16 protein-coding genes and 1 tRNA gene are annotated in these 18354 nt (G+C 62.2%); 10 read left to right on the top strand and 7 right to left on the bottom strand.

Going from position 1 to position 18354, the window contains the following annotated elements; genetic code table 11:
- Positions 1-76: 76 nt before the first annotated feature.
- From P0D68_RS11450 to P0D68_RS11440, 3 genes are all read right to left on the bottom strand, one after another.
- Positions 77-1375, bottom strand: coding sequence for an HlyC/CorC family transporter (locus P0D68_RS11450; protein WP_177205063.1), 1299 nt, complete (start codon positions 1373-1375; stop codon positions 77-79).
- Positions 1376-1585: 210 nt separating this feature from the next.
- Positions 1586-1662 (bottom strand) — tRNA-Pro (locus P0D68_RS11445).
- A gap of 48 nt (positions 1663-1710) precedes the next feature.
- Positions 1711-2703, bottom strand: a complete 993-nt coding sequence (locus P0D68_RS11440; protein ID WP_011489900.1) for a polyprenyl synthetase family protein — start codon at positions 2701-2703, stop codon at positions 1711-1713.
- 239 nt (positions 2704-2942) lie between these two features.
- On the opposite strand from P0D68_RS11440, the gene rplU reads away from it, so the two are divergent.
- The 4 genes from rplU (at position 2943) to proB (ending at position 6089) form a co-directional block, all read left to right on the top strand.
- Positions 2943-3254 carry a 50S ribosomal protein L21 gene (rplU, locus tag P0D68_RS11435; RefSeq protein WP_007180329.1) on the top strand — a complete coding sequence of 104 codons (312 nt, stop codon included), beginning with the start codon at positions 2943-2945 and terminating at the stop codon, positions 3252-3254.
- A 25-nt stretch (positions 3255-3279) separates the two neighbouring features.
- A complete protein-coding gene (gene rpmA / locus P0D68_RS11430) occupies positions 3280-3543 on the top strand; it encodes a 50S ribosomal protein L27 (RefSeq protein WP_007180330.1) in 264 nt (87 codons plus the stop codon).
- A gap of 236 nt (positions 3544-3779) precedes the next feature.
- On the top strand, positions 3780-4901 hold the full coding sequence (gene cgtA / locus P0D68_RS11425) for an Obg family GTPase CgtA (RefSeq protein ID WP_408186851.1): 1122 nt from the start codon (positions 3780-3782) through the stop codon (positions 4899-4901).
- Between the two features lie 69 nt (positions 4902-4970).
- A complete protein-coding gene (proB, locus tag P0D68_RS11420; protein ID WP_091798953.1) occupies positions 4971-6089 on the top strand; it encodes a glutamate 5-kinase in 1119 nt (372 codons plus the stop codon).
- A 136-nt stretch (positions 6090-6225) separates the two neighbouring features.
- Here proB and P0D68_RS11415 read toward each other — a convergent pair whose 3' ends face one another.
- Both P0D68_RS11415 and P0D68_RS11410 read right to left on the bottom strand, forming a co-directional pair.
- Positions 6226-6783, bottom strand: a complete 558-nt coding sequence (locus tag P0D68_RS11415) for a CNP1-like family protein (RefSeq protein WP_091798956.1) — start codon at positions 6781-6783, stop codon at positions 6226-6228.
- 77 nt (positions 6784-6860) lie between these two features.
- Entirely contained in the window at positions 6861-7601 is a 741-nt protein-coding gene (locus P0D68_RS11410) for an RNA pyrophosphohydrolase (protein ID WP_408186850.1), read from the bottom strand.
- A 304-nt stretch (positions 7602-7905) separates the two neighbouring features.
- On the opposite strand from P0D68_RS11410, the gene P0D68_RS11405 reads away from it, so the two are divergent.
- Both P0D68_RS11405 and P0D68_RS11400 read left to right on the top strand, forming a co-directional pair.
- On the top strand, positions 7906-9642 hold the full coding sequence (locus P0D68_RS11405) for a proline--tRNA ligase (RefSeq protein WP_408301143.1): 1737 nt from the start codon (positions 7906-7908) through the stop codon (positions 9640-9642).
- A 12-nt stretch (positions 9643-9654) separates the two neighbouring features.
- A complete protein-coding gene (locus tag P0D68_RS11400) occupies positions 9655-10254 on the top strand; it encodes a MarC family protein (RefSeq protein WP_091798969.1) in 600 nt (199 codons plus the stop codon).
- A 195-nt stretch (positions 10255-10449) separates the two neighbouring features.
- On the opposite strand, the gene P0D68_RS11395 is transcribed toward P0D68_RS11400, so the two are convergent.
- On the bottom strand, positions 10450-11001 hold the full coding sequence (locus P0D68_RS11395) for a hypoxanthine-guanine phosphoribosyltransferase (RefSeq protein WP_091798973.1): 552 nt from the start codon (positions 10999-11001) through the stop codon (positions 10450-10452).
- Between the two features lie 112 nt (positions 11002-11113).
- Positions 11114-12481: a signal recognition particle protein gene (gene ffh / locus P0D68_RS11390; protein ID WP_091798975.1), complete on the bottom strand. Its 1368-nt coding sequence runs from the start codon at positions 12479-12481 to the stop codon at positions 11114-11116.
- 81 nt (positions 12482-12562) lie between these two features.
- Between ffh and P0D68_RS11385 the strand changes: the two genes are divergently transcribed.
- The 4 genes from P0D68_RS11385 (at position 12563) to P0D68_RS11370 (ending at position 17990) form a co-directional block, all read left to right on the top strand.
- On the top strand, positions 12563-13492 hold the full coding sequence (locus P0D68_RS11385) for a cytochrome C assembly family protein (RefSeq protein WP_091798978.1): 930 nt from the start codon (positions 12563-12565) through the stop codon (positions 13490-13492).
- A gap of 9 nt (positions 13493-13501) precedes the next feature.
- Positions 13502-13828, top strand: a complete 327-nt coding sequence (locus P0D68_RS11380; protein ID WP_091798981.1) for a PP0621 family protein — start codon at positions 13502-13504, stop codon at positions 13826-13828.
- Complete coding sequence (ampD, locus tag P0D68_RS11375) at positions 13825-14421, top strand: 1,6-anhydro-N-acetylmuramyl-L-alanine amidase AmpD (RefSeq protein WP_408301146.1); 597 nt, start codon at positions 13825-13827, stop codon at positions 14419-14421. The genes P0D68_RS11380 and ampD overlap by 4 nt, the downstream gene beginning before the upstream one ends.
- 563 nt (positions 14422-14984) lie before the next feature.
- The gene (locus P0D68_RS11370) at positions 14985-17990 is read left to right on the top strand and encodes a ribonucleoside-diphosphate reductase subunit alpha (RefSeq protein WP_408301148.1); all 3006 of its coding nucleotides are present in this window, start codon (positions 14985-14987) and stop codon (positions 17988-17990) included.
- Positions 17991-18354 lie beyond the last annotated feature (364 nt).

Here is an 18354-nt window from a genome sequence, read left to right as displayed (position 1 = left end):
GCGCATGTTGCGCCTGTGTGCGATGCTGCTGTGTGTCGTATCTGGCTGTGTCGCTCAGACCGTCGCGCAATGTCGCTCAGCCGCGCAACACCTTGCCGGTTTTTGCGCGCACCGGCGGCCTGAACAGCTTGACGGTGCGAATCGCCTGATCGTCGCTGCGCATGACTTCGAGTTTGACTTCGCCGATCTGCACGCACACGTCGCCGTCGGGAATGTCTTCGAGAATTTCGAGGATCAGGCCATTGAGCGTTTTCGGCCCGTCGGTGGGCAGCGTGAGATGCAGCCAGCGGTTCAACTCGCGAAGCGGCATGCTGCCTGCCACGATGCATTCGCCGTTCTCGTTCCAGCCACCGCGCGAATTGGCGCTACGCGGAATCGACGTGGTGAATTCACCGATCAGTTCCTCGATGATGTCTTCCGGCGTAACGAGGCCCTGCAACTCGCCGTATTCGTTGACGACCAGCGCCGTGCGATGACGGCTCTCCTGGAAGTATTGCAGCTGCTGGAACACCGGTGTGCCGCTCGGCACGAAGTAAGGTTCGGCCAGCAATTCGCGCAGCGTCTCGCGCTCGAGTTCCTGGTTGTGCAGCGCCGCCAGCGTCTTGCGTACGTGCAGCACGCCGAGCACCCGGTCGATATCGCCTTGATAGACGATCAGCTTGTTGTGATAGCAGGTTTCCAGCTGATGCAGGATCTGTTCGAACGGCGCGTCGAAGTCGAGTGCCTCGATACGGCGGCGCGGGATCATCACGTCGTCGACGGAAATGTTTTCGAGATCGAACAGGTTGAGCAGAATGCTGCGGTGCTTGGTCGGCATGAAGCTGCCGGACTCGAGGACGATGGTGCGCAGTTCTTCGGTGGATAGCCGCTGATCGTGGCCGCCTTTCGTATTGATGTGCAACACGCGCAAGATGCCGTTCGCGAACAGATTGACGAACCAGACGAGCGGTTTGGCGACGCGCATCATCGGCGCGATCAGCAGGCTGGCCGGCAGGGCGACCTTTTCCGGGAACGTCGCGCCGATGATCTTCGGCGTGATCTCCGCGAACACGATGATCAGAAACGCGACGATCCCGGTCGCGATCGACAGCACCAGGTTGTTACGTCCGAACGTGTGCAGCGCGATCGAGGTGGTGAGCACCGGAATGATCGTATTGAAGAGGTTGTTGCCGATCAGCACGACGCTTAGCAGTTGATCGGTGTGAGCGAGCAGACCCTGAGTGGTCTTTGCGCCGAGCGCATTCTGGTTGGCAAGATGTTTCAGGCGATGGCGATTGATCGCCATCATGGCCGTTTCGGAACTCGAAAAGAAACTCGAGCAGATGAGCAGCAGAAAGACGGCGCCGATCTGCGCCCATAAGGGAAGTTGTTCCACGCGTCGTGAAGGATAGGGGAAAGGATGGAGAGAATATAGCAGAGGGGCTTGCGCGAGCCGCCGGAGGTGGCGGCTGAAGACAGGACTGGCGGCGGCAGTGGCGCTGCAAGACAAGCGCGGTTGTGAAGCGAAGCAATATGGGCGACCCAAAACAAAAAACCGCCGAGCAAGCTGGGCGGTTTTTTGAGCCTTGAACTAACAAGGCGAATCTGGTCGGGGTGAGAGGATTCGAACCTCCGGCCTCTACGTCCCGAACGTAGCGCTCTACCAGGCTAAGCTACACCCCGATTTGTACTGCGAACTCGATTCAGACTAACTCAGCGTTTCAGTCTCGTTCAAGACTGTCTTGCCGTCGAGTAAGAACATAATTCTAGCAGGCTATCTTTGAAAATGGAATCAGGAAACGAAGAAATTGCTGCGGCGGCTGCCTGAGCTTCCTGCTTCGCGCATTCGAGCGTGTGATCCAGCGCGCCGGAACGCGTGATTGCCTCGAAAATGGTGTCGAACCGGTCCGTGCCGCCTTGTTCGATTGCTTCCCGCGCGAGCGCCGATTGTTCCGGTGTGCCGCGTTCGATCAGATAGATCAACGGAAGCGTGGGTTTGCCTTCGCGAAGGTCGTCGCCGGCGTTCTTGCCCATTGATTCCGCCGTGCCCGTGTAGTCGAGCCAGTCGTCCATGATCTGGAACGCGGTGCCGATGCGCCGGCCGAATTCCGCCGCGGCCGCTTCGGTTTTCGCGTCCGAGCCGGCCAGCACGGCGCCGAGTTGAGCGGCGGCCTCGAACAGCTTGGCGGTCTTGTAGCGGATCACCTGCATGTAGCGGGCTTCGTCCACGTCGGCGTCGTGCATGTTGAGGAGTTGCAGCACTTCGCCTTCGGAGATGATGTTGGTCGCCTCGGACAGAATTTCCATGACGCGCATCTTGCCCACGCCGACCATCATCTGGAACGAGCGCGAATACAGAAAGTCGCCCACCAGCACGCTCGCGGCGTTGCCGAACAGCGCGTTGGCGGTCTGGCGACCGCGCCGCAGGTCGGATTCGTCGACCACGTCGTCGTGCAGCAGCGTAGCCGTATGGATGAATTCGACGACCGCCGCCAGTTCGTGCCGGTGCCCCGTGGTTTCACCCAGCGCGCCGGCCACCAGCAACAGCAGCGCGGGCCGCAGCCGCTTGCCGCCGGCACTGATGATGTACTCGGAAATCTGGTTGATCAGCATCACGTCGGACGCAAGACGGTGCCGAATGACGCGATTCACCTGCTGCATGTCTTCGGCGATCGGAGCGAGCAGGCTGGCGGCGTTGGAGGAGGGGGTGGCAGTCGACGACATGATGGCTGAATTGGGTAGTGCCGCGAATTATAAGGCGAATCGCGGCAGTTCCGGGTCGCTGGCTGCGGCGCGGCGCGTTCCGGGGCTGTGGCAGAGCCGCGCGCCGGGGCGTGCGGCAAGGCGCCGGGCGCTCGGCGCGGCGGCGCTCAATGAGTTTTGACCGAGCAGCTAACTCTATGTATAATCACGGGTTTCCGCGCGCGGTGCGTGGGAAAAATGAACACAGAGTGAGGTTCTCAATGTACGCGGTCATAAAAACCGGTGGCAAGCAGTATAAAGTTGCCGTCGGCGAAAAACTTAAAGTAGAACAGATACCGGCAGACATTGACGCTGAAATCACGCTCGACCAGGTTCTCGCAGTGGGCGAAGGCGAATCGATTAAGTTCGGTACGCCGCTGGTCAGTGGGGCTTCCGTCAAGGCTACCGTCGTGTCGCAAGGTCGTCACGCAAAAGTGACCATCTTCAAGATGCGTCGCCGGAAGCACTACCAGAAGCATGGCGGCCACCGCCAGAACTATACCGAACTGCGCATCGACGCGATCAACGCGTAAGCGCACCGGTTAAGGAGCAAATCAAATGGCACACAAAAAGGCAGGCGGATCATCCCGCAACGGCCGCGACTCCGAATCGAAACGCCTTGGCGTGAAGGTTTACGGCGGTCAGGCTATCAACGCTGGCGGCATCATCGTTCGTCAACGTGGCACGCGTATGCACCCGGGCGAAAACGTCGGTATCGGCAAGGATCACACCTTGTTCGCGCTGACGGACGGCCACGTCAATTTCTCGACGAAGGGCGCAGCGAAGAAGCACATGGTCAACGTCGTCCCGGCAGCAGTCTGAGTTTACTCAGGCACGGGCTTCAGGACCGGAAAAAGGCCCCGCGAAGTTAGCGGGGCTTTTTTTTATTCCGGCGGCTTTTGCCGGACGAGATGGGCGTGATTGCATGCGCTCATGCCGCGCGCCTATGCTGTTCGGCCGATTGATCAGCGCCCGGCGGGCGCGGCAAAATAGCATCATCCAGTAGCAACCAAATTTAGCAGCACTATCTGGCAGCACACCACGGGACGGAGTTACGCATGAAGTTCATTGACGAAGCGAGGATTGAAGTCATCGCCGGCGACGGAGGGGATGGCAGCGCGTCGATGCGCCGCGAGAAATTCGTTCCGTTCGGCGGCCCGGATGGCGGCGACGGCGGGCGGGGCGGCAGCGTGATCGCGGTCGCGGACCGCAACATCAACACGCTGATCGACTACCGCTACGCGAAGAAACACCTGGCGCGCAACGGCGAAAACGGCCGCGGCGCGGACTGCTACGGCAAGGGCGGCGACGACATTACGCTGCGCATGCCGGTCGGCACCACCATCACAGACATGGAGACCGGCGAGCTGATCGCCGATTTGACCGAGCACAACCAGAGCGTGCAGATCGCTCAGGGCGGCGCGGGCGGTCTCGGCAACCTGCATTTCAAGTCCAGCACGAACCGCGCGCCGCGTCAGAAGACAGACGGCAAGCCGGGCGAACGCCGCATGGTGCGCCTAGAGCTGAAGGTTCTGGCGGACGTCGGCCTGCTCGGCATGCCGAACGCCGGCAAGTCGACTTTTATCTCGTCGGTGTCGAACGCAAGGCCGAAGATCGCCGATTATCCGTTCACGACGCTCGCGCCGAATCTCGGCGTGGTGCGTGTCGGACCGAGCCGCAGCTTCGTTATTGCGGACATTCCTGGCTTGATCGAAGGCGCGGCGGAAGGCGCGGGCCTTGGCCATCAGTTCCTGCGTCACTTGCAGCGCACGGGCTTGTTGCTGCACATCGTCGACCTCGCACCGTTCGACGAATCGGTCGATCCGGTCGCGGAAGCCAAGGCAATCGTCAACGAACTGCGCAAGTACGACGAGCTGCTGTATGAAAAGCCGCGCTGGCTGGTATTGAACAAGCTGGATATGGTGCCGGAAGACGAGCGCGAAGCGCGTGTGTCGGCATTCCTCGAAGGCTTCGGTTGGGACGGTCCGGTGTTCGAAATCTCGGCGTTGACCGGGCAGGGTTGTGAAAACCTTTGCTATGCGGTGTTCGACCACATCGCCGCGCATTCGGACGCGCAGCGCGCGGCTGAAGCCGAAGATCTGGCCGCCGACGTACGTTTCCGCGACAAGCCGGAAGCCCCGGCCGCGGCGGACGACGCCAGCATCGACCCGCAGGAATAAGAAGCTCGAGCGCCGGCGCCCGAACGGGCTGCCGGTCTGCATCACGCGTCATCTTGGAGACCGCGCACAATGCGTTCCGTCATCGCAGATTCACGGCGATTGGTAGTGAAAGTCGGTTCGAGCCTCGTCACGAATGACGGGCGCGGCCTCGATCATGCTGCTATCGGCCGCTGGGCCGCACAGATTGCCGCTCTGCGCGCGCAAGGCAAGGAAGTGGTGCTCGTCAGTTCGGGCGCCATCGCCGAAGGAATGCAACGGCTCGGCTGGACCAAAAGGCCGCGCGAGATCGACGAACTGCAAGCGGCCGCGGCCGTCGGGCAGATGGGCCTCGCGCAGGTCTACGAAAGCCGCTTTGCCGAGCATTCCATCCAGACCGCGCAGATTCTGCTGACTCACGCCGACCTGGCCGACCGCGAACGCTATCTGAACGCACGCTCCACGCTGCTCACGCTTCTGCGATTGGGTGTGGTGCCGATCATCAACGAGAACGACACGGTCGTCACCGACGAAATCAAATTCGGCGACAACGACACGTTAGGCGCGCTCGTCGCGAACCTGATCGAGGGCGATGCGCTCGTCATCCTCACCGATCAGCAAGGGCTGTTCACCGCCGACCCGCGCAAGGATCCGGCCGCCACGCTCGTCCAGCAGGCCGATGCCGGCGCGCCGGAACTCGAAGCAATGGCGGGCGGCGCGGGCTCGAGTCTGGGGCGCGGCGGCATGCTGACCAAGATTCTCGCCGCCAAGCGCGCGGCCCACAGTGGCGCAAATACCGTCATCGCAAGCGGGCGCGAAGCGGACGTGCTGTCACGGCTGGCCTCAGGCGAGGCGATCGGCACGCAGTTGATCGCGCGCACTGCACGGATGGCGGCGCGCAAGCAATGGATGGCGGATCACCTGCAAGTGCGCGGCCATGTCGTGATCGACGACGGCGCGGTCGAAAAACTGACCGAAGGCGGCAAGAGCCTGCTGCCCATTGGCATCGTCGGCGTTCAGGGCGCGTTTGCGCGCGGTGAGGTGATTGCTTGTCTGAGCGCCGCGGGGCGTGAAGTCGCGCGCGGCCTGACGAACTACAGCAGTGCTGAAACCAAGCTGATTCAACGTCGTCCGAGTGGCGAAATCGAGTCGGTGCTCGGCTATATGCTGGAACCGGAGCTGATTCATCGCGACAACCTGGTGCTGGTCTAAGTTAGTAACCGGCGCAGGCGCAGGGCGCGCACACAAGCACGGCAAACAAAAAAGCCGTTCCAGCGGAAGCTGGAGCGGCTTGTTCTTGTCTACGACTTAAGCGCGCTCAAATTCAAAGCGCGCTCAGCAAAGCGCCTCAGTGAATCAACGAACTCGCCGTACGCTTGTACCGGATGTTCTCCAGAATCGACTTCGCATTCCCCATCGGCATCTTGTTCGCGCACAGATAATCCTGATACAGCGCTGCCTGATAGGCGTTCAGCGCGCCGTTCTCGATGCGAGTGAAATCGTTCGCGACCGTCGTGTCCCAGCCGTCGTGATCCGAATTCAGGCCGGCATACTGGCGCCACTCATACGTGTCGCAGCGAATCCCTTCGTAGATTACGTTACGAGCGCCGCTCGGGCTCGCCACGACGACGGTAAAGCGAACCACTCCGTCCGTTCCGACGCTGAGCGAATTCCGGTCGACCGCGAACTGCAACGGCGTATTGCCGGAGACTTCGAAAGGCAGCAGATTCGAGTCTTGCGGCAGCGGGGGGAGCGTGTCCACCTTGTTCTCTACCCAGTTGCCTTGGCGGTCCAGCAAATACGTGAACGCGCTGTCGTCTTTATTGGTAGGTTTGCCGGCGCTCGAACAGCCAGCCAGCAGGGCGCCGGTGGCGACGCACGCCACGACGAGAGCAAGTGCTTTCAATATGATTTCCTCGAAGCACTGGCGCGGCTCGACGAGCCGCGCCAGGGAGAGGCGGCGTGGACAGCCGCACAGAGTTGTTAATTGCGCACGCCCGGGCGGAACAACGAGCCGGCCGTTTCGCCTGCCGATTCGTCTTCGTGTTCCGGCGCAGCGCCTACTTCCGCCGTTGCCCCGGAACCCGGACCGCAATCGGACGCGATCGCTACGTGAACCGATGTTTCGATACTGACGGTGGTCACAGAAGTCACCGTCATTACCGTGGAATCCGGCGGACTTTCCATTGACGACGCTATCCGGGGATAACGCGGCCCATGGTGCCCGCCAGGTTTTTCCGCACGCGGCGCAGCCCGGCGCATGAAACGGGATAGCTCCGTCAGCGCCAACTGATATACATCCCGCTTGAACTCGATCACACAGTCGAGCGGCACCCAGTACTCGTTCCAGCGCCATGCATCGAACTCAGGGTGGTCGGTGGCGCGCAAGCAGATGTCGCAGTCGCGTCCAACCATCCGGAGCAAAAACCAGATTTGTTTCTGGCCGCGGTAATGACCGCGTACTTCGCGCTTGATGAACTTGTCAGGCACCTCGTAACGCAACCAGTCGCGCGTGCGACCGATCACCTTGACGTGCTCAGGAAGCAGCCCGGTTTCTTCGTGTAACTCCCGATACATCGCTTGCACGGGGGTCTCTCCGTACTTGATGCCCCCTTGCGGAAACTGCCAGGAATGTTCACGGAGCCGTTTGCCCCAAAACACCTCGTTGTGCGCGTTCAAGAGGATGATGCCGACGTTCGGGCGAAAGCCTTCACGATCCAGCATACAACCACCTTCGAATCCTTTAAAATTGCTTTGATTATAAACAGATAACGGACCCGACGCACCGATTCGCACCAGAATGGAACGATTCGCCGCAAAAGGCCCGCGTTTGCGGTAGCCTGACAGTCTTTCCGTGCCTTATCCCTTGTGCAAAGGCTTTGCGCGGCGGCTTCGGCATCGCGCTCGGGTAGCGCGTGTGCCGATGTCAGGCGAACCGTGCCGGCTCTGAGCCGGGTCTGTGCCGATTCCCCCACCGTTTTCACCTTTCGGGCGGTCCCTCCGGAGCCGCCGCTTTTGGAAAATCTGAATGAAAGCTTCCCGTTTCTTTATCGGTACCCTGAAAGAAGCTCCCGCCGACGCAGAGATCGTCAGCCACAAGCTCATGGTGCGCGCCGGCATGATCCGGCGTGTCGCCGGCGGTATCTATAACTACCTGCCGGTCGGCCTGCGCTCGATCCGCAAGGTGGAAGCCATTGTGCGCGAAGAAATGAATCGGGCAGGCGCGATCGAGTTGTTGATGCCGTCGGTGCAGCCGGCCGAGCTGTGGCAGGAATCGGGCCGCTGGGAAAAATACGGTCCCGAGCTGCTGCGCTTCAAGGATCGCAGGCAAGGCGACTTCGTGCTGGGGCCGACCCACGAGGAAGTGGTCACGGACATCGCGCGCAATCAGATCAAGAGCTATCGCCAGTTGCCGGTGAACTTCTATCAGGTCCAGACAAAGTTCCGCGACGAGATCCGTCCGCGTTTCGGCGTGATGCGCGGCCGTGAGTTCATCATGAAAGACGCGTACTCGTTCGACAAGGACATCGAAGGTCTGCGTGAGTCGTATCGCAAGATGTACGACGCGTACGTGCGCATCTTCACGCGCCTCGGCCTCGACTTCCGCGCGGTGGCGGCGGACAACGGTTCGATCGGCGGCAGCGGTTCGCACGAATTTCACGTGATCGCCGAGACGGGTGAAGACGCGATCGCCTATTGCCCGACCTCCGAATTCGCCGCGAACGTCGAGGCGGCTGAAGCGCTGCCGCTCTACGCGGAACGCGCGGCGCCGGCCGAGGAGCTGAAGAAGACCGCCACGCCGGGCAAGGCGAAGTGCGAAGCGGTGGCCGAGTTGCTGAACATTCCGCTCGAGCGCACGATCAAGTCGATCATCCTCGCCACTGAAAACGACGGCTCCGAGCCGACCATCTGGTTGTTGATGCTGCGCGGCGACCACGATCTGAACGAGATCAAGGCGAGCAAGCTGCCGGGTCTGGCCGACTTCCGCATGGCGACCGAGGCTGAGATCATCGAAACGTTTGGCACGCCCCCGGGTTACCTCGGTCCGATCAACACGAAGAAGCCGGTCAAGGTCGTGGCGGATCGCACGGTCGCGAACATGAGCGACTTCGTGGTCGGCTCGAACGAGGTGGATTACCACACCACCGGTGTGAACTGGGGCCGCGATCTGCCGGAACCGGTCGTCGCAGACATTCGCAACGTGAAAAAGGGCGACCCGTCGCCGGACGGCAAGGGCGTGATCGACATCTGCCGCGGAATTGAAGTGGGCCACGTGTTCCAGCTCGGCACCAAGTATTCCGAAGCCATGAACGCAACGTGCCTCGACGAAACCGGCAAGCCGCGGCCGATGGAAATGGGCTGCTACGGCATCGGTATCACGCGTATTCTGGGCGCGGCGATCGAACAGAATTTCGACGACAAGGGCATTATCTGGCCGGAATCGATCGCGCCGTTCGAAGTCGTGCTGTGCCCGATGGGGTATGACCGCAGCGAAGCCGTGCGCGAAGCGGCCGACAGGCTGTACGCAACGTTGGTCGAAGCGGGCATCGACGTGATTCTCGACGACCGTGGGGAGCGCCCCGGCGTGATGTTCGCCGACTGGGAGCTGATCGGCGTGCCGCATCGTCTCGTGATCGGCGACCGTGGCCTCAAGGACGGCAAGCTCGAATACCAGGGCCGCCGCGACGCCGAGGCGACGCTGCTGCCGGTCGAAGAGGCCGCGCAAGCGGTGATCGCGAAGGTTCGCGCAGCGTTGGCGAGCTAAGCGGAGCGGACGGTGGAGTACACCTTCCTGTCCGCGACCGTCCTGCTGATTCTGATCACGGATCCGCTCGGCAACATTCCGCTCTTTATCAGTTGTCTGCGCGGGGTGTCGCCGAAGCGGCGCACGATCGTCATTCTCCGCGAGGTGGCGATCGCCTTTGCGATCCTGCTGATCTTCATGGTGGTCGGCGACGGCTTTCTGCGCATGATGAGCCTGACCGACCAGTCGCTGCGTATCGGTGGCGGGATCGTGCTGTTCCTTATTGCGCTCAGAATGGTGTTTCCGCATCCGGATGGTCCATTCGGCGGCGACACGCGTGGCGGAGAACCGCTGATCGTGCCGCTCGCCATTCCGGCGCTCGCGGGACCGTCGGCGCTTGCCACCGTGATGCTGCTGACATCCCAGGCGCCCGGCAAGATGTTCGAGTGGATTGGCGCGCTAACCGTCACGATGGTCGTCTGCGCGATCGTGCTGATGCTGGCGGAGCGCATTCAGGCGTGGCTCGGCGAGCGTGCCATGATGGCCTTCGAACGCTTGATGGGCCTCGTGCTGGTGGCGATTTCAGTTGAGATGATGCTCGGAGGTATCCGGTCGTTCGTGCATCAACTTTGAAAGGCGCTCGCTGTCGCGCGACGGAATCCGCGCCTCGCAACTCTTAGCGCAACGCAACGCAACGCAACACAACGCGGACAGCGCAGCGCAAAGCCCCGCGATCTCCCATGAAAAAAAAGCGGCCCCGTGAGGGCCGCTTTTTCGTCTCCTCGTCACGCCGCGATACACCTCGCGGCGGCGAGAAAATGAGGCAACTTACGCGCCTTCTGTCAGCGCACGAATCGTGGGCAGGTTACGCCAGTAACCCTTCGCATCCATCCCGCAGCCGAACACATAACGGTCCGGCACTTCGAACCCGCAATAATCCGGGCGCAGCGGCTTGGCCTTCGGAATGATCTTCTCGCACAGCACCGCGCTCAGGAAGCGCTTCGCGCCCATGGCGAGGATACGGTCGCGGATCGCGGCCATCGTCTCGCCTTCGTCGAGAATATCGTCGAGTACCAGCACGACGCGATCCTTCACCGACTCCGCCGGCGCCACGCGCCATTGCATCTCGTTGCCGCCTTTGGTGGTGTTGCGGTAACGGGTCAGATGGATGTAGTCGAACTCGAGCGGGAAATCGAGGTGCGGCAACAGCATGCCGGTGAACACCGCCGCGCCGCCCATGACCGACAGCACGAGCGGAAAGTCCTCGCTCATCTCGTCGCGGATGGCGGCCGCCATACCGCTGATCGACGCGTTGACGTCTTCGGCCGAAACGATTTCTTCGGAGTGGCTAAAAATGTGGAGGGCTTCTTCGCGGTTCATGACGTCTGACGGGCGGTAACTGTATACATAGTGTGAGTGAGATCGGCGGCGCGCGGTACAGAGCAAACCCGCACAAGCTGAAGTCAGCCGCGCGCCGCCGTCTTGCTAAAGCTTAGCGCATGCCGGGCAACATGCCCTTCATCCCGCGCATCATCTTTTGCAGATTGCCGCCCTTGAGCTTTTTCATCATGGTGCGCATCTGGTCGTACTGATTCAGCATGCGGTTGACTTCCTGCACCTGCACGCCCGCGCCCGCGGCAATGCGGCGTTTGCGCGTGGCCTTGATCAGATCGGGCTTCGCGCGCTCCAGCGGCGTCATGGAATTGATGATGCCTTCCATGCGACGCATCTGCTTTTCGGCCTGGCCCATGTCGGCGCCGGCGGCCGCCTGCTGGAATTGCGCGGGCAATTTGTCCATCAGCGACGACAGGCCGCCCATGCCCTTCATTTGCGTGAGTTGCGCGCGGAAATCGTTCAGATCGAAGTCGCCGCCTTTCTTGACCTTGTCGGCGAGCTTCTGCGCGGCCTGCACGTCCACGCCGCGTTGTGCTTCTTCGACGAGGGCGAGAATGTCGCCCATGCCGAGAATCCGGTTCGCCATGCGGTCCGGGTAGAAGACTTCGAGGCCGTCGAGCTTTTCCGCGACGCCGACGAACTTGATCGGCTTGCCCGTGACGTGACGCACCGAGAGCGCCGCGCCACCGCGCGAGTCGCCGTCGAGCTTGGTGAGGACCACGCCGGTGAGCGGCAGCGCGTCGCTAAAGGCCTTGGCGGTGTTCACCGCGTCCTGGCCGAGCATCGCGTCGACTACGAACAGCGTTTCCGCCGGCTTCAGCTCGGTGTGCAGCGCGGTGATTTCCTTCATCATCGCTTCGTCGATACCGAGACGGCCGGCCGTGTCGACCAGCAGCACGTCGTGATAGTGGCGCTTGGCCCAATCCACAGCGGCGCGCGCGATGTCGACCGGCTTCTGATCCGGCTCGGACGGGAAGAAGTCCGCGCCGACCTGCTCGGTCACCGTCTTCAGCTGCGCGATAGCGGCAGGGCGGTAAACGTCGCACGACACGGTCAGTACTTTTTTCTTGTACTTCTCGCGCAGCAGCTTGGCGAGCTTGCCGACGGTGGTCGTCTTACCGGCGCCTTGCAGGCCCGCCATCAGGATGACGGCCGGCGGCGTGACGGCGAGGTTGAGTTCGACTGCCTTGCCTTCGTAGTCGCCGCCGATGATCGCGGTCAGCTCGCGCTGCACCACGCCAACCAGCGCCTGGCCGGGCGACAGGCTGCTGATGACTTCCTCGCCGAGCGCCTTTTCCTTCACCTTGGCGATGAACTCGCGCACGACGGGCAGCGCCACGTCGGCCTCGAGCAGCGCGAGACGCACCTCGCGCAGCATTTCCTGGGTGTTCGCCTCGGTGAGCCGGGCTTCGCCGCGCAGCGTCTTGACGACGCGCGCCATCCGTTGAGTCAGATTGTCGAGCATGGGGAGCGATGAACAGTGCGGCCCGGGCAGCGCGCGAAGCGGAAGACGTCGCGGAGTAGGGGCCTAGTGTAAACTTCGAATATGGATATTGTACTGTATGCCCTCACTGCGCTCCTCTACGGCGGTTTAGCCGTGGCCGGCTGGCGCTCGCACCGGCACGCCGCCGTGCGCCCCATGCTCGAAAGCGTGCCGGCGGTGCCGGCCGCCGCGGCGCCTCTGCCGGCACCGCCGGCCGCTTCGGGCATGAGCGGCTCGGGCCGCGCGCTGCTGTTCGTGGCGCTGCTCGCTCACGGCGTACTGCTGCATACCACCATCTTTCCTCAGAACGCGATGGTGTTCGGTTTCGCGTTCGCGCTGTCGGCCATGTTCTGGCTCGGCGCCGGCATCTACTGGATCGAGAGTTTTTTCTTTCCGCTCGACGGTCTGCGCCTGCTGGTCTTGCCGCTCGCCTGCATCGCTTCCTTGTTGCCGCTGGCGTTCAACGGCGTGCGCGTGCTGCCGTATTCCGCCGCGCCAATGTTCAAGCTGCATTTTCTGATCGCCAATATTGCGTATGGCCTGTTCGCGATCGCGGCGCTGCACGCTGTTCTGATGCTGCTGGTCGAGCGGCGTCTGCATGCCATGCGCGGTGGCATTGCGCAGCGGCATACGGCCGCGGCGGGCAACGGCTGGCTATCGAGCTGGCTCGATACGCTGCCGCCGCTCCTCACGCTGGAGAAACTGCTGTTCCGTCTGATCGGCGCGGGTTTTGTCCTGCTGACGCTCACGCTCGTGTCGGGCATTCTGTTCAGCGAGCAACTGGTCGACCGTGCGTTGCAACTCGATCACAAGACCGTGTTCGCGATTCTTTCGTGGGTGATGTTCGGCGCGCTGCTGACCGCGCGCAAGGTTTCCGGCTGGCGCGGCCGTGCGGCATTGCGCTGGGTGCTGGCGTCGTTCGTCGCGCTGTTGCTGGCGTACGTCGGCAGCCGTTTTGTTTTCGAGGTGCTGTTGCACCGTGCTGTAGTGTGAGCGTGTCCCATGCGACAAATATTTCTGTTGATCCTGTTGTTCATCGTCGGCCAGTGGCTGGTGAAGGCGCTACGTCGTCATGACGCGCAGGCGTCTCAACGCAGCGGTACCGGCGCCAGTGGCGCCGCGGGTGCGAAAGGCCCGAATGGTTCGAACGGCGGCGCGCGCGCGTCCGCTCCCGCGCCGGCGCAACTCGCCGAGCCGATGATCCGTTGCGTCGAATGCGGCGTGCACGCGCCGAAAAGCGATTCCGTGGTGGTGGCGGGGCAGCCGTTCTGCAGCGCCGCGCACGCGCAGCGTCACGGCGCACGACCTACGGGCCGCGACGCTCGATGAGCGTCGAGTTCACCGTCGATGCCGACGGTTGGGTCGCTGCCGCACGCAAACTGCCATCGCCGAATTTCGAAGCGCGACCCGAAGGGGCCGTGCCGACGCTGATCGTCGTCCACAACATCAGCCTGCCGCCCAACGAGTTCGGTGGCACCGCGATTGCCGAACTGTTCCTCAACACGCTCGATTGCGACGCTCACCCGTACTACGACTCGCACCTGCGCGGCGTGCGGGTGTCGGCACATTTCGTGATTCATCGCGACGGCGCGCTCGAGCAGTTCGTGTCATGCAACGAGCGCGCGTGGCACGCCGGTCCGTCGAATTTTTTCGGCCGCGAGCGTTGCAATGATTTCTCGATCGGTATCGAGTTGGAAGGCAGTGACACCACGCCTTTCGAAGCGGCGCAATACCGCACGCTCGGCGCGCTTGTGAACGCGCTCAAGGCGCGCTATCCGGTCGAGGCGCTCGCCGGTCACTCGGATATTGCTCCCGGTCGCAAGACCGATCCAGGGCCGCATTTCGAGTGGCCGCGTCTGCAGCGCGACACTTCGCTCAGTGCTCAGTATTTCCCCTATCTCAAGTTTTCCAAAACGCCGTAACGACCCTTTCGCGACTCTTCGCGCGACTTCGCGTGATGCGAGGAGAGCAAGGCGCTGCCTTGTTCTCCGGGGAGTCGGCTGCGCGCCTTGTTCGCGTTGCGCTATCCAAAAGTCAAGACTTCGAAAGCAAATAAAACGATTTGACCTGTCTCGAATCTCCACTATACTTGGTGCCAGAAATTCGGTTCTGCACTACATCTTGTGTTCAGCTGTGCATAACCGTGTGAATAACTGAGTGCATAACCGAGTGTATAAGTCCGCGGCGCCCCGCTCCCGAGCATGGCGCCGCAAGCATTCCAGGCAGCGAAAAAAATTCCTGTGGCGCGGCCGGATTGACCACCGGCGGCATCCAGAAAACATTCAGGAAAAGGGCTCAGCCAGTGATCGCGACACACACGACGAAGACCGTTATCAATTCGAATCAGGCTTCATCGCTGTCGCATCCCGCCACCCGGCTTAGCCGGCCTTTTTCCTGCACCCCATCGCTTGCGCACGCGGCGGCGCAGCGTTCGTTTTAATCCGCGGATCTTCCCGCAACATTTCCAGGACCAGGAGCTTTGCACATGCAAACCACCGACAACGTGACGACCCGGTATGAGGGCTCACCGACTGGCCAGGCCTTCGGCCAGGCACAAGGCGCACAAGCGCTCGCGCCGCAAGCGACCTTCGCCGACTACAAGGTGATCCGTCGTAACGGCAGCGTCGTGTCGTTCGAACCGTCGAAAATCGCCATCGCCGTGACGAAGGCATTTCTGGCCGTCAACGGTGGTCAAGGCGCCGCGTCGGCGCGTGTGCGCGAGCTGGTCGAGCAACTCACGCAGAACGTGGTGCGCGCACTCGTGCGCAGCCGCCCGAACGGCGGCACGTTCCATATCGAAGACATTCAGGATCAGGTCGAACTCGCGCTGATGCGCGGCGGCGAACACAACGTCGCACGTGCGTACGTGCTGTATCGCGAGAAGCGCACGCAGGCTCGCGGCCATGACGACCAGGTGGCCGCCAGCGCGCCGGGCCTGAACGTCACGGACAACGGCGTGACGCGTCCGCTCGATCTGGCTGCGCTGCGCGGCGTCATCGAACTGGCTTGCTCGAACCTGGGCGACGCCGTGAGCGCCGATCCGATCATCGCGGAAACGGTCAAGAATCTGTACGACGGCGTGCCGATGAGCCAGGTCTACGACTCGGCCATCCTGGCTGCCCGCACCATGATCGAAAAGGACCCGGCTTACAGCCAGGTCACCGCCCGCATCCTGCTGCACACCATTCGCCGCGAGATCCTCGAAGAGGAAGTCACGCAAACGGAAATGGGCGAGCGTTACGCCGAATATTTCCCGCAGTTCATCAAGCGCGGCGTGCAAGCCGAACTGCTCGACGACAAGCTGCTGCAGTTCGACCTGAAGCGCCTCGGCGCAGCACTCGACAACAACCGCGACCTGCAATTCGGCTACCTCGGTCTGCAAACGCTGTACGACCGCTACTTCCTGCATCACGACGGTGTGCGCATCGAAATGCCGCAGGCATTCTTTATGCGTGTCGCGATGGGTCTGTCGCTCAACGAGATCGACCGTGAAGCGCGCGCGATCGAGTTTTACAACGTGCTGTCGAGCTTCGACTTCATGTCGTCCACGCCCACGCTGTTCAACTCGGGCACCCGCCGCTCGCAACTGTCGTCGTGCTACCTGACCACGGTCGACGACGACCTCGACGGCATCTACGAAGCACTGAAGGAAAACGCGCTGCTGTCGAAGTTCGCCGGCGGTCTGGGCAACGACTGGACGCGCGTGCGTGCTTTGGGCTCCCACATCAAGGGCACCAATGGCAAGTCGCAAGGCGTCGTGCCGTTCCTGAAGGTTGTCAACGACACGGCAGTCGCCGTGAACCAGGGCGGCAAGCGCAAGGGCGCGGTGTGCGCGTACCTGGAAACGTGGCACCTGGACATCGAGGAATTCCTCGAGCTGCGCAAGAACACCGGCGACGACCGTCGTCGCACGCACGACATGAACACGGCGAACTGGATTCCCGACCTGTTCATGAAGCGCGTGATGGAAGGCGGCGACTGGACGCTGTTCTCGCCGTCCACCTGCCCGGACCTGCACGACAAGTTCGGCGCCGAGTTCGAAACGGCTTACACGGCTTACGAAGACAAGGTCGCGCGCGGCGAGATCAAGCTGTTCAAGAAGATCCCGGCGGCGCAACTGTGGCGCAAGATGCTGGGCATGCTGTTCGAAACCGGCCACCCGTGGATCACGTTCAAGGATCCGTGCAATGTGCGCTCGCCGCAACAGCACGTCGGCGTCGTCCACTCGTCGAACCTGTGCACGGAAATCACGCTCAACACCAGCGACGCCGAAATCGCCGTCTGCAACCTGGGCTCCGTGAACCTCGTCGCCCACCTGAAGGAACAGGCCGACGGCACGCTCGTGCTCGACCACGACAAGCTCAAGCGCACCGTCAGCGTGGCGATGCGCATGCTCGACAACGTGATCGACATCAACTACTACGCGGTCGCCAAGGCACGTAACTCGAACCTGAAGCACCGTCCGGTCGGCATGGGCATCATGGGCTTCCAGGACTGCCTGCATCTGCTGCGCACGCCGTACGCGTCGGAAGAAGCGGTCAAGTTCGCGGACACGTCGATGGAAGCGGTTTGCTACTACGCTTACTACGCGTCGACGGAACTGGCGCAGGAACGTGGCCGTTACTCGAGCTACCGTGGCTCGCTGTGGGATCGCGGCATCCTCCCGCAAGACTCGGTGAAGCTGCTGGAGCAAGCGCGCGGCGGTTATGTCGAAGTCGATTCGAGCGAGTCGATGGACTGGACCGAACTGCGTTCGCGCATCGCCCAGTACGGCATGCGCAACTCGAACTGCGTCGCGATCGCGCCGACGGCGACGATCTCGAACATCATCGGCGTGTCGGCCTGCATCGAACCGACCTTCCAGAACCTGTATGTGAAGTCGAATCTGTCGGGCGAATTCACGGTGGTCAACGACTACCTGGTGCGCGACCTGAAGGCGCGCGGTCTGTGGGACGAAGTGATGGTCGCCGACCTGAAGTACTTCGACGGCACGCTCTCGCGCATCGACCGTATTCCGGCCGACCTGCGCGCGATCTACGCCACCGCGTTCGAAGTCGATCCGAAGTGGCTGGTCGAAGCAGCGTCGCGTCGTCAGAAGTGGATCGACCAGGCGCAGTCGCTGAACATCTACATGGGCGGCGCGTCGGGTAAGAAGCTCGACGAGATCTACAAGCTCGCCTGGGTGCGTGGCCTGAAGACGACCTACTACCTCCGCACGATGGCGGCGACCCACGTCGAGAAGTCGACGGTGGCACACGGCGCGCTGAACGCGGTGAGCTCGGGCGGCGGCGAAGGTTCGGGTGGTGCAGCGGGCGGCGCGGCAGGTGGTTTCGGTGCGAACAACGGCGCGGCTGGCGGTGCCGCAGGTGGCTTTCAGGCTGCAGCGGCCACGCCAGCAGTCGCGGCTGAAGCAGCGCCGGAAGCGGATGGTCCGGTGTGCATGATGCGTCCGGGCGACCCTGGCTTCGACGAGTGCGAAGCTTGCCAGTAAGTAGCGGGCAAGCAGCGGGATCGCTGCTTGCTGACGGGTAGTAGGTAATGACCCGCATGCAGCGAGCAGCGAAGCAGATGGAAGAGAAGTAGAAGTGAAGTGGAAGTGAAGTAGATGAGCGGCGCAGCGAGTGAAACAGGAAGCGCGCCGCTCATCGCAACGCAGCGAAGCAGCGCAGGTCACTGAAGCCGTGACGCGGTCATCGTGACCCGGCCATCGTGACGCGGTCAATCGGCAGTCAGCAGTCGGCAGCACCAGACGAAGCGCGCGACACAGTGCGCGCAGCAAACGCTTCGATCGATGGGTCGATCAACGCAGCCGGCCCGATGCATCGCTCGACATGGCATTGAACTTCACCTCGCCA

This window comes from Paraburkholderia sp. RL17-380-BIE-A (assembly GCF_046028085.1).
Classification (GTDB): domain Bacteria; phylum Pseudomonadota; class Gammaproteobacteria; order Burkholderiales; family Burkholderiaceae; genus Paraburkholderia.
The sequence above is the reverse complement of the archived record's forward strand: the minus strand, read 5'-3'. Positions and strand labels throughout refer to the sequence as shown.